Below are 11,185 nucleotides of genomic sequence, written 5' to 3'. Positions count from 1 at the left end.
GGCTCGGGGTCCATTTCAGACGTGCCGGACAGCGAGTCCGAGACCGAGGTGAGCTCGTCGAGCGACACGCCGCCCCGCTCTTGTCGGCATCGAGGGTGCCGTAGAGGGCTTTCACAAGCTCGGCGGAGGTGGAGGAGGAGATCGAGCTGACGCTCATGGACCGTGTCCTTGCTGACTGGAATGCCGGGCGGGCGGCACGCGCGGCGGGCGGCAGGCCAGTGCCGACGATGACGAAGAACCCTCGCAGGGCCTCGTTGATGGGGCGTAAATAATTGAAAACGATATTGTTTCTGGAATGTTGCGAGACAGCTTCGCAGCCGTCCGACGGTTCTCGCGGCGAAGCGGATCGGGCGGCGAGCCGGGGCTTTTGCGACGGTGAGGGCCGCTGTCACGGGCGCCGCGCGGCAACAAAAAAAGGGGGGCGCGAGGCCCCCCTGAAGGATCGGTTCGTTGCGTCGTCTCGGTCGTGGGATCAGGTGGAGGTCTCGGATTCGGTGCGGGACTGGTCTTCGGCGACCGTGCTGGATTCGCTCGTCTCGCCCGCGTCGCGAGCCGCGGTCGCCGGCGTAGACGCGCTCGTCTCGGCCGAGCTGTCGTCCGCCGCCGTGTCGGTCGAGCCGTCGTCGGACGCGGCCGTGGCCTCCGTGGTCTCGTCGCTCGCCGTGGATGCAGTGTCCTCGGAGGCCGTGGCCGTCGTCGTCTCGGCCTCCGCGGTCGTCGCCGACGTCTCGGTGTCGTCGTAGGCGGTCTGCTCGTTCGGGCTCACGGCGCCGTCGCCATTGGTGTCGGCTGGGTCCTCGATCGCGGCGACCCGCGGTCCCTCGGGGCCGCCCGCTCCGCCCGGCCCGCCGGGGCCGCGCGGTCCGTCGCGCGGTTCGGGCGGCGGTGGGGGCGGGGGCTCGGCGGCTTCGCTGCGCGTCGGCGACCCGGTCTGCTGCAGGCGGATCTCCTGGAGGCCGAGGAGCTGGCTGCGCATCTCCGACGACAGGCTCTCGAAGGCCGACTTCACCTCCGCCTTCGACAGGAGCGCGTCGCCGTCCGTGTCGGCCGAGCGGAACAGCTCCGCGACCTCGGTCGACGACGTTCGGCCGGCGCGCGACGTCGCCGCGGACTGAAGCTCGTCCTTGCTGACGCCGCCGCTGCGGTCGCGATCGAGACGGGCATAGAGCTGCTCGAGCAGCGCGCTCGACGACGTCGAGACGGAATTGACGCTCATGGAGGGTCGCCTCTGCTGCCTGGAGGGTCGGCGCGCGACGGGCGCCGGAGCGCGGCAGGCGGAGTGAATTTTCAGGCGCAGAATTACACGACCGGCTTGTCGGGCCGTGAAGTCGGCCCCGCGGTTTCCCGGTGTCGCGGTAACGAACCGAAAAGCATGCCGGCGTGCCGCCCGGACCGTCCTGCGCGCCGTCGAGGCGACAATCGCGGCGTGTCCTGCACTGCGGCACATGTCGCGGCGGTTGGGCCGTACCCCCTTGTCGGTTAATTCGTTTCGCGGCTTCGCAGCCGCCGCAGGCCGCCGCCGCGGCAGCAATTTCACTCGAATATCCGAACGATCTGCAGCTCCGCGAACAACTCGTTGATTTTCATCGCCAATCGCGCGTCGCTAAGGTTTGTGCGGAGATTTCGTCGCATTCGTCCCATCTTGAGATCATTTTCACCTGGAAAACCCGTCTATCCCGTTCAGGTCCGCGCAAAGCGTCTCGCCAAGCTCCGCTCGTCCGATCGAACCGGCGCGCCTACAGTCGTGACGTTCAACGGCTCGCGGAGCGTGTCATGGCCTCCTCCTACCCGGCAGCGACGATCGCGCTCGACGTGACGACCGTGTTCGTCATCGCCACCTGCATCTGTGCGCTGCTCGGCCTGTTCCTGCTCAGCGTGTGGCGGCAGGAGCGCATTCGGGCGCTCGCCTGGTGGGGCGCGGCCTATCTGCTCGGTGGCTTCTCGGTGGCGCTGTGGAGCCTCGACGGCAGCGGCCTGCCGATCCCGCGCAGCATCCCGAACGCGCTTCTGTTCCTCGCCTGCGGCCTGATCTGGAGCGCCGCGCGGGTGTTCCACGGCCGGCGCGTGATGTGGCCGGGCCTGTCGGCCGGCGCCGTCGTGTGGCTCGGCCTGACCCTGGTGCCGGGTCTGATGGAGCCCGCGTCGCACCGGGTGATCGTCAGCTCGGTGATCATCTCGGTCTACGCCTTCCTGACCGCCTTCGAGCTGTGGCGCGAGCGCCGCAAGGCTCTGCTGCAGCGCTGGCCGGCCCTGTTCGTGCCGCTGCTGCACGGGCTCGTCTTCCTCGCCCCGGTGCCGCTCGCCTCGATGATGCCGGACGATGCCGGCCTCTTCAGTCTCGCCACCGGCTGGTTCGCCGTGTTCGCGCTCGAGGCGATCCTCTACGTCATCGGCACCGCCTTCATCGTGATGACGCTGAGCAAGGACCAGGTGGTGCGGCTGCAACGCAGCGCCGCCTCGCTCGATCCGCTCACTGGGCTGTTCAACCGCCGCGCCTTCTTCGAGGGGGCGCCGCAGCTCGAGGCCGCGCAGGCCCGCAAGCGCGAGCCGCTCGCCGCGCTGGTGTTCGATCTCGATCACTTCAAGTCGATCAACGATCGCCACGGCCATTTCGTCGGCGACGAGGTGCTGAAGCTGTTCGCCGGCGTCATCGGCACCAGCCTGCGGGCGACCGACCTGATCGCGCGGTTCGGCGGCGAGGAGTTCGTGGTGCTGCTGCCGGGCGGTGCCGACGAGGCGGCGATCGCGGCCGAGCGCGTGCGCGGCGCCTTCGAGGAGGCGGGCCGCGTCGTCGGAACGCACGTGATCGGCGCGACCGTGAGCGTCGGACTCGCCGCCGGCGACCCGGCGACCGGCGTCTCGGTGCTGCTGATGGAGGCCGACGCGGCGCTCTACCGGGCCAAGGCGCTGGGGCGCAATCGGGTGGTCCGCGCGCTGCCGGGCGAGGCCGTGCTGGCCGCCGCCGAGACGGCCCCGGATCTGCCGCCCGTCGTGGTCGCCGGCATCGGCACCTCGCAGGCCGATTCCGGAGCCTGGGAGGAGGCGCAGGCCGTCATCTCCTGGATCGCCCATCCCGAAGGCGAGGCGTCAGTGCCCGCCACGGCGTGATCAGTTCACATCCTCTCGGCATCCTCGCCCGTCTCTCCTCCGGGCCGAGGTTTTGGGGACGAAGGCCGGCCCGGGCAGGGGGCCGGCCTTCGGCTTTTCGGGGGAGGTTCGTCGAGAGCCGGCCGGCGTTCGGTGCCGTCACGTCCCGATCTTGCCGCCGCCGCGGCGCGTGATGGCGACGACCGAGGGGCGCGGCGGCATGGCCGGCGAGAAGTCCGGCCAGCGGGTCGCCGGCGCCTCGAAGGTCGCGGGGGGAGCGTTCGGATCGCTCTCGTCGGATTCGCCGGGATGCTGGACGGCGACGAACAGGGTCTCGTCGTCCGGGCCGAACACCGGGCCGCACATCTCGGCCCCGACGGGGCAGCGGTAGAACAGCTTTCCGGCGCCGCGCAGCGGCCCTTCGGTCTCCAGCGCCCAGACGCCGTCGGCCCGGCCGGTGCGACGCGCCGAGTTGCCGTCGGTGGCGATCCACAGCCGGCCCATGTGGTCGACCGCGCAGTTGTCCGGCATGCCGAACCAGCCGTCACGGCTGGTCGCCGGGTGGAACGTGGCGCCGACCGCCGCGATCGCCGGGTCGCCGCAGCGCACCAGGATGTCCCAGGTGAACCGCGCCGCCGCGTGGTCGCCGTCCGGCGGCGTCATCTCGACGATGTGGCCGAACGGGTTGGCGCCGCGCGGATTGGCCGTGTCGGTGTCGTCCGGCTTGCGCCGCGTGTTGTTGGTCAGCATCACGAAGACCTTGCCGGTCTTCGGATCGACCTCGACGTCCTCGGGCCGGTCCATCCGGGTGGCGCCGAGCAGGTCGGCGGCGCGGCGCGCCTCGATCACCACGTCGGCCTGGCTGGCGAAGCCGTTCGCCGCCGTGAGCGGCCCTTCGCCGTGGACGAGCGGCAGCCAGTCCACGGTGCCGTCGGTGTTGTAGCGGGCGACCGACAGGGTGCCCTCGTCGAGCAGGTCGCGGTTGGCGGCGGCGTCGCCGGGCACGTGAGCGCGCGCCGTGACGAAGCGGTAGACGCGCTCGAACACCTCGTCGTCGCCCGTGTAGACGACGACGCGGCCGTCGCGGTTGACCTGCACGAAGGCCCCCTCGTGCTTGAAGCGGCCGAGCGCGGTGCGCTTCCGCGGCGTCGAGGCCGGGTCGAACGGGTCGATCTCGACGATCCAGCCGAAGCGGTTGGCCTCGTTAGGCTCGCGGCCGACGTCGAAGCGCTCGTGGAAGCGGCTCCAGCCGACCCAGTTGCCGGGCACGCCGACGCGCGCATGGCTCCGCGCCTCCGCATGGCCCTCGGGGAGCGTGCCGCCGAAATACCCGTGAAAATTCTCCTCGCAGGTGAGCCAGGTGCCCCACGGGGTGACGCCGCCGGCGCAGTTGTTGATGGTGCCCAGCACGCGCCGGCCGGACGGGTCGGCGCTCGTCCGCAGGCGCGGATGGCCGGCGGCCGGGCCGAACACGTCCATCGGGGTGGTCGCGTCGATGCGGCGGGCGAAGCGGGAGCCGTCGACCACGCGCCATTTGCCGTCGTCGCCGCGGCGGACCTCCAGCACCGCGCCGCCATGCGCCGCCATTTCGATGTCGACCAGCTCGCGCGTCATGCCGGCGAAGCCGACGCTGCGCAGGTCCTGCCGGCCGAGGCCGGGGAACATCAGCTCTTCGTTGGTGTACTCGTGATTGACGACGAGGAGGCCGTGGCGGGCCGGGTTCGCGGCGCCGGGCATCGGGATGTAGCCGAGATAGTCGTTGTTGTAGCCGAACTGCAGGCGCTGCGCGGCGGCGGTCTGCTTCAGCGGATCGAACGGCGGGGCGCCGGGCAGCACCGGGTCGCCCCAACGGATCAGCACGTCGGCGTCGTAGCCATCGGCGACGTGATGGCGCTCGTCGACGCCGGCCGGAACCTCGGGGAAGATGAAGCGCGACGCTGGTGCGCCGGGGGCGGCGTTCGGGGCGTCCGCAGCGTCGCTCGGCGCGGCCGGGGCAGGGCGCTCGGCCTGCGCCGCGGCCATGCCGGGCAGCGCCATGATCGCGGAGACGCCGAGCGCGCCTTTGAGAAAGTCGCGGCGGCCGAAGCGCGCGGCGATCACGTCGCCGAGCGTCGGCAGCGCGGTCGGGCTGCGCCCGAGATCGTCGGACGCCTCGTAGGCCTGGGCACGGGTCAGCGGCATGGCGACGCCTCGTCTCGGTGCGGAAGGGGGCGGATTCCTTAGCCGCGAAATGCCACGGCGGCGTGACGGGCCGGGGTCGTGCATCCGGGCCGGCGAGGGCGCCGATCTCCCGGCTATCTGAAAGCGAGCTCGCGGATGCGGGATTCCGCTCGGCACAAGCTCGGAGACGCCTTGATGGCCGACGAGATTCGCCACCGGGTCCGGAGAAAAAGCTCAAGAGAGCTATTGTAGTTTGGTCCGACCAGGCTGGTCGCACCTTTCGGCGGACACATATCCTCCCGGATCCGCCGGTTGCGGGACAGCCTGGCAATGTTGACCAGCATCTCCTTGGGGTGGGCGACGGTGTCCGGCGATGTCGGGATCCGATTCTGCTGCACGTCGAGGAAGTCTGCGAGGCGCTCGCAATCGGCCATGATCCAGGACTCCGCTTCCATCTCGGCAAATCGAACGACCAAGTTGGGATGCGGTGGGCCGCCGAGCCACCGGTGAACGAGATCGATGGGGCAGTTTTGGATCGTATCGCGATCTGCGATGGCGACGATTTTCATTCCAGATGCGGCTTGGTTGAGGCCGCGAAGTCTCGAAACGACATGTCCGAGACCCTTTCGCCCGAGCCGTGGACTGAAAGTGGCTTCCGGGTCGACGTGCGCGAGGATGCGGGTCGCAAGGACCTCCGTCGGAGAATCCTCGGTGATGAGCGCGATGTGTCCCGGCATCAGTCGATGCTGTCCAACAGCTCCAATTGCTCCGGCTGCGTCTTCGGGAGAACCACCTCGCCGGCGGACAAGCCGGCGCGCATCAATCGGCTGAGATCGGCGATCTCGGAGACCGGAACGACCGAGGTGCCTTCCTTGCTCGGCTGAAAGAGCAGAACCTCGCGGCCGTCGATGCCGGGATCCGAGAGGAGATCCGTGCTGTGCGTGCTGACGATCACCTGGCGCTTCCGCTGCCGCTGCATCCGGTAGATGAGCGGAGCCAATCTGGCGACGATCGCAGCATTGAGCGACAGCTCCGGCTCTTCCAGGAGGAGGAGGGAGTCGCCCTCCAAGAGCGACCATAGAAGCCCGATCAGGCGAAGTGTGCCGTCCGAGAACTGGTCCTCGCGCTGCCATCCGGCATTCGGGCGCCAATGGGAGTAGAGCGCGCTCAGATGCGGCCGTCCGGTTTCCTGGTCGCGTTCGAACCGAAGCTGCTGAAGCTGAGGAACGGCGACCTTCAGCGCGGATTCGATCCTGGACAGGCGGGCTTTCTGCGTCCGATTGGTGGTCTTGGCGACCCGTTCCAACAGACTTTGGCCGAACGGATCGGATTCGATCATCCGTCCTTGGATCTCGTCGGAATACCGCAGAAGCTGTGGCACCAGATGGAGATAGGTCGCGCTCTCGAAGAATCGAGTGATATCCCGGAAGTTCGCGTTTTCGTTGACCTGCTCGAGATAGGTTTGAGTGAGGCGAACAGGATCGTTCCGGTCTGCGTCGTTCGGTCTTTCCAGCACGAGCTTCGCGCCATGCCAAACCCGTTCGGTCGAAATGAACGGCTGCCGATGGCCGCGGCTCTCCTGGCGAAATTCCAGCCTGTACCGCCAACTTGGTAAGGCATCGATTTCGCCGTCGGTGAGATGCACCTCGATTGCGATCTCCGGGTCGCGCCGAGCGGCCAACGAGCGCAGCTTTGAGACGCCTCCACGATCTTTGATCGCCTTCTGGAGGCCGCCGCCTTCCGGCTTGGCTATATCGCGCAGGAATCGGAAAACATCGAGGAAGTTGGATTTCCCGGATGCGTTCGGTCCGACGATGAACTGTCGCTCCCGTAACGGAACATCCACCGTTCGGAAGTTGCGCCAGTTTTGCAGCACGATACGGGAAACGCGCACGATGCCTCCTCAGCGCGGTGCGGCGCCATTATCCGCTCCGGTCGGCGAGTTGCAAGCGTACGGCATCCGGCCGTCGATCAACGGAAAAAGGGCGCCCCGCGAGGGGCGCCCCGAGATGGATCGTCGCAAAACGATCAGGAGGACAGAGCCGGCGTCAGCCGGAGTAGTACATCTCGAACTCGACCGGGTGCGGGGTGTGCTCGAAGCGGATCACCTCGGTCATCTTCAGCTCGATATAGGCGTCGATGAAGTCGTCGTCGAAGACGCCGCCGGACTTGAGGAAGTCGCGGTCCTTGTCGAGGCTCTCGAGGGCCTCGCGTAGCGAGCCGCACACCGTCGGGATCTGCTTGAGCTCGGCCTTCGGCAGGTCGTAGAGGTCCTTGTCCATCGCCGGGCCGGGATCGAGCTTGTTCTTGACGCCGTCGAGGCCGGCCATCAGCAGCGCCGCGAAGGCGAGGTAGGGGTTCGCCAGCGGATCCGGGAAGCGGACCTCGACGCGCTTGGCCTTCGGGTTCGTCGTGTAGGGGATGCGGCACGAGGCCGAGCGGTTACGCGCCGAGTAGGCGAGCAGCACCGGCGCCTCGAAGCCCGGCACCAGACGCTTGTAGGAGTTGGTGGTCGGGTTGGTGAAGGCGTTGATCGCCTTGGCGTGCTTGATCACGCCGGCGATGTAGGACAGGCAGGTCTCCGAGAGGTCGGCGTACTTGTTGCCGGCGAACACCGGCTTGCCGTCCTTCCAGATCGACTGGTGGCAGTGCATGCCCGAGCCGTTGTCGCCGTAGATCGGCTTCGGCATGAAGGTCGCCGTCTTGCCGTAGATGTTGGCGACCATCTGGATGCAGTACTTGTAGGTCATCAGCTGGTCGGCCATGAACGTCATGGGCGCGAACTTCAGGCCGAGCTCGTGCTGGGCCGAGGCCACCTCGTGGTGGTGCTTCTCGACCTTGCAGCCCATCTTGGCCATGGCCGCGAGCATCTCGGAGCGCATGTCCTGCGCCGAGTCCTGCGGCGGCACCGGGAAGTAGCCCTTCTTGAAGCCGATGCGGTGGCCGAGATTGCCGCCCTCGTAGTCGGTGGCGCCGTTGATCGGCAGCTCGATCGAGTCGAGCTTGAAGCCGGTCATGTAGGGGTCGGCCGAGAACTTGACGTCGTCGAAGATGAAGAACTCGGCCTCGGGGCCGAAATAGATGGTGTCGCCGATGCCCATCGACTTGACGAGCGCCTCGGCCTTCTTGGCCATGCCGCGCGGGTCGCGATTGTAGGGCTCGCCGGTGGTCGGCTCGAGCACGTCGCAGACCAGCACCAGGGTGGTCTCGGCGAAGAACGGGTCGATCGTGGCGGTCGCCGGATCCGGCATCAGGCACATGTCGGACTCGTGGATCGCCTTCCAGCCAGCGATGGACGAGCCGTCGAACATGACGCCCTCGGAGAAGGTCTCCTCCTCGATCTGCGAGATGTCCATCGTGACGTGCTGCCACTTGCCGCGCGGATCGGTGAAGCGCAGATCGCAGTACTTTACGTCGTTGTCCTTGATCAGCTTCAGCACGTCTTTGGCCGTCGTCATAGATGCGTCCTTTGCGTTGCGAGCGTTACGAATAACCCGGGAGTTCGGCCAGACCCGGGTTCAGATGGCGTCCAGGCCGGTCTCTCCGGTGCGGATCCGGATGACCTCCTCGACATTGGAGACGAAGATCTTGCCGTCGCCGATGCGCCCGGTCTGTGCGGCGCGACGGATCGCGTCGATGGCCTTCTCGACCATATCGTCGGCCAGAACAACCTCGATCTTCACCTTGGGAAGGAAGTCGACGACGTATTCGGCGCCCCGATAGAGCTCGGTGTGGCCCTTCTGTCGCCCGAAGCCTTTGGCCTCGGTCACGGTGATTCCCTGGAGGCCGACTTCCTGCAAGCCCTCCTTCACCTCGTCGAGCTTGAAGGGCTTAATGATCGCCTCGATCTTCTTCATATCACCTCGTCTCCCCCGGCCCGCCGGAGGCCGATGCCAGCCGGCCCGCTCCCCCGTTAGCAGGGTCTATGCCAACCGCCGCCGGAGAGGTTTTCCGCCCCTGCCGCAAGCAATTGACGTCGCCTTCCCGGGGCCCGGCCGCGACGGCCCCGGAGCCTGAGCCCAAGAAGTGGGCGTTCTGCTTATATTCGAGGCAAGGCGTGCCCGCAAAGCGCCCCGGGGCTGACGGATGGGCCGAGTTGCCGGTATGGCGATACGAAACGGGAGGTCGCGACGACGTGTCGTTGTGCTGCGGCGCCGAAGATGAGGCACCGTCGCGATTGCGACATGACGCCGGGCTAAGCCACGACTATGATGCCGTTACCTCCGGTCGCGACGGAACCCGCATGCCTGCCGCGCAGACGCCGCTCACCCAGGACGCGCTGCTGACCACGACCGAGATGGCCGCGGCCGATCGGCTGGCCATCGCGTCCGGCGTGCCCGGCATCGTGCTGATGGAGAATGCCGGCCGCGCCGTCGCCGACGCGGTGGCGCGACGCGATCCGCCCGGCAGCCGGGTCGTCGTGGTCGCCGGCCCCGGGAACAACGGCGGCGACGGGTTCGTGGCCGCGCGGCTGCTGGCCGAGCGGCGCTTCCGCGTGACTCTCCAGATGGTGGGCAGCCTCGACCGGCTGAAGGGCGACGCCGCCGAGGCGGCGCGGCGCTGGACCGGTCCGGTCGCGTCGGCGACCCCCCAGGGACTCGACGGCGCCCATGTGATCGTCGATGCGCTGTTCGGCGCCGGGCTCAACCGGCCGGTCGAGGGGCTGCCCGAGGCGATGATCGCGGCCATGAACGCCGCGGCCGGGCAGGGCGCCCGCGTCGTCGCGGTCGATCTGCCGAGCGGCATCAACGGCACCACCGGGGCCGCGATGGGCGCCGCCGTCACGGCCGACGAGAGCGTCACCTTCTTCCGCGCCAAGCCGGGGCATTGGCTGCTGCCCGGCCGGCTGCATCGCGGCCGCCTGACCATCGCCGACATCGGCATTCCGGAGGCCGTGCTCGACACGGTGCGACCGCGCTGCATCCTGGTCGGCCCCGACCGGGTTCGCGACAGCCTGCCGGTGCCGCAGCTCACCGGCCACAAGTACAGCCGCGGCCATGTCGTCGTGGTGTCGGGGGGCGCCTCGACCACCGGGGCGGCGCGGCTCGCCGCGCGGGCGGCGCTGCGGGCCGGCGCCGGCCTGGTCACGCTCGCGACGCCGCCGGACGCCGTGCCGGTCAACGCCGCGACGAGCACCGCCGTGATGGTGCGCGAGGTCGACGGGCCGGCGGCCCTGTCGTCCTTCCTCCAGGACCGGCGATTCAACGCCGTCGCGCTCGGCCCGGGACTCGGCGTGGGGGGCGCGACTCGCGATCTCGTCCATGCGGCGCTGGCCGGACCGCGCGCCGTGGTGCTCGACGCCGACGCGCTGACCAGCTTCGCGGGCGCTCCCGAGGATTTGTTCGCTGCACTGCGCAAGCGCGGCGGCGCGGCCACGGTCCTGACTCCGCACGACGGCGAGTTCTCCAGGCTGTTTGGACACTTGGGTGAGATTCGTCAGGCCGCGTCGAAGCTCGAAAAGGCTGGCGTCGCGGCGTGCGTTTCGGGCGCCGTCGTGCTCCTCAAGGGCGGGGACACGACCATTGCGGATCTTGACGGGCGGGTCGCGATCAATGCCAATGCGCCGGCTCATCTCGCGACCGCGGGAGCCGGCGACGTCCTCACCGGAATCGTCGCCGGCCTGTGCGCCCAGGGGATGGACGGCTTCGCGGCGGCCACGGCCGCCGCCTGGCTCCACGGAGCGGCGGCCGCGGCGATCGGGCCGGGGTTGATCTCAGAGGATATTTCCGAAGCAATGCCGAGAGTTTACGCGCGTCTCTTCGACACGCTCCAGAGCTCGCCGGCAGCCCTTGCCGGAGGCCGCGGATGACCTGCGGCGCGCCCCGGCACGGACGCGGCGGCGGCCTCGCGGACCGCGGCACCACTCTCGATCGGAGCAGAAATCGGTGACGACACGGACCGTTGGCTCAACCTTGCCATAATTGATGGGTGGATTGCC

At 68.6% G+C, this 11,185-nt stretch carries 8 protein-coding genes; 2 read left to right on the top strand and 6 right to left on the bottom strand.

The window, feature by feature from the left end; translation table 11 throughout:
• Window positions 1-472: 472 nt before the first annotated feature.
• On the bottom strand, window positions 473-1,216 hold the full coding sequence (locus ABTU92_RS12150) for an EF-hand domain-containing protein (protein ID WP_408090909.1): 744 nt from the start codon (window positions 1,214-1,216) through the stop codon (window positions 473-475).
• Window positions 1,217-1,773: 557 nt separating this feature from the next.
• Between ABTU92_RS12150 and ABTU92_RS12145 the strand changes: the two genes are divergently transcribed.
• Complete coding sequence (locus tag ABTU92_RS12145) at window positions 1,774-3,108, top strand: diguanylate cyclase (protein ID WP_408090907.1); 1,335 nt, start codon at window positions 1,774-1,776, stop codon at window positions 3,106-3,108.
• Between the two features lie 138 nt (window positions 3,109-3,246).
• Here ABTU92_RS12145 and ABTU92_RS12140 read toward each other — a convergent pair whose 3' ends face one another.
• The 5 genes from ABTU92_RS12140 to ABTU92_RS12120 all read right to left on the bottom strand — a co-directional run bounded on the left by ABTU92_RS12140 (window position 3,247) and on the right by ABTU92_RS12120 (window position 9,104).
• The gene (locus ABTU92_RS12140; RefSeq protein WP_408090905.1) at window positions 3,247-5,268 is read right to left on the bottom strand and encodes a PhoX family protein; all 2,022 of its coding nucleotides are present in this window, start codon (window positions 5,266-5,268) and stop codon (window positions 3,247-3,249) included.
• 113 nt (window positions 5,269-5,381) lie between these two features.
• Window positions 5,382-5,984 carry a hypothetical protein gene (locus ABTU92_RS12135; protein ID WP_408090903.1) on the bottom strand — a complete coding sequence of 201 codons (603 nt, stop codon included), beginning with the start codon at window positions 5,982-5,984 and terminating at the stop codon, window positions 5,382-5,384.
• Entirely contained in the window at window positions 5,984-7,141 is a 1,158-nt protein-coding gene (locus ABTU92_RS12130) for an AAA family ATPase (protein ID WP_408090901.1), read from the bottom strand. The genes ABTU92_RS12135 and ABTU92_RS12130 overlap by 1 nt, the downstream gene beginning before the upstream one ends.
• Window positions 7,142-7,295: 154 nt before the next feature.
• Entirely contained in the window at window positions 7,296-8,705 is a 1,410-nt protein-coding gene (glnA, locus tag ABTU92_RS12125; RefSeq protein ID WP_408090899.1) for a type I glutamate--ammonia ligase, read from the bottom strand.
• 60 nt (window positions 8,706-8,765) lie between these two features.
• Window positions 8,766-9,104 carry a P-II family nitrogen regulator gene (locus ABTU92_RS12120; RefSeq protein ID WP_111356758.1) on the bottom strand — a complete coding sequence of 113 codons (339 nt, stop codon included), beginning with the start codon at window positions 9,102-9,104 and terminating at the stop codon, window positions 8,766-8,768.
• Window positions 9,105-9,490: 386 nt separating this feature from the next.
• Here ABTU92_RS12120 and ABTU92_RS12115 point away from each other — a divergent pair, with 386 nt between their 5' ends.
• The gene (locus tag ABTU92_RS12115; protein ID WP_408090915.1) at window positions 9,491-11,056 is read left to right on the top strand and encodes an NAD(P)H-hydrate dehydratase; all 1,566 of its coding nucleotides are present in this window, start codon (window positions 9,491-9,493) and stop codon (window positions 11,054-11,056) included.
• Window positions 11,057-11,185: the final 129 nt, after the last annotated feature.

This window comes from Rhodoplanes sp. SY1 (genome assembly GCF_046000175.1).
Lineage (GTDB): Bacteria > Pseudomonadota > Alphaproteobacteria > Rhizobiales > Xanthobacteraceae > Rhodoplanes.
This window is presented reverse-complemented; position numbering and strand designations above follow the sequence as displayed.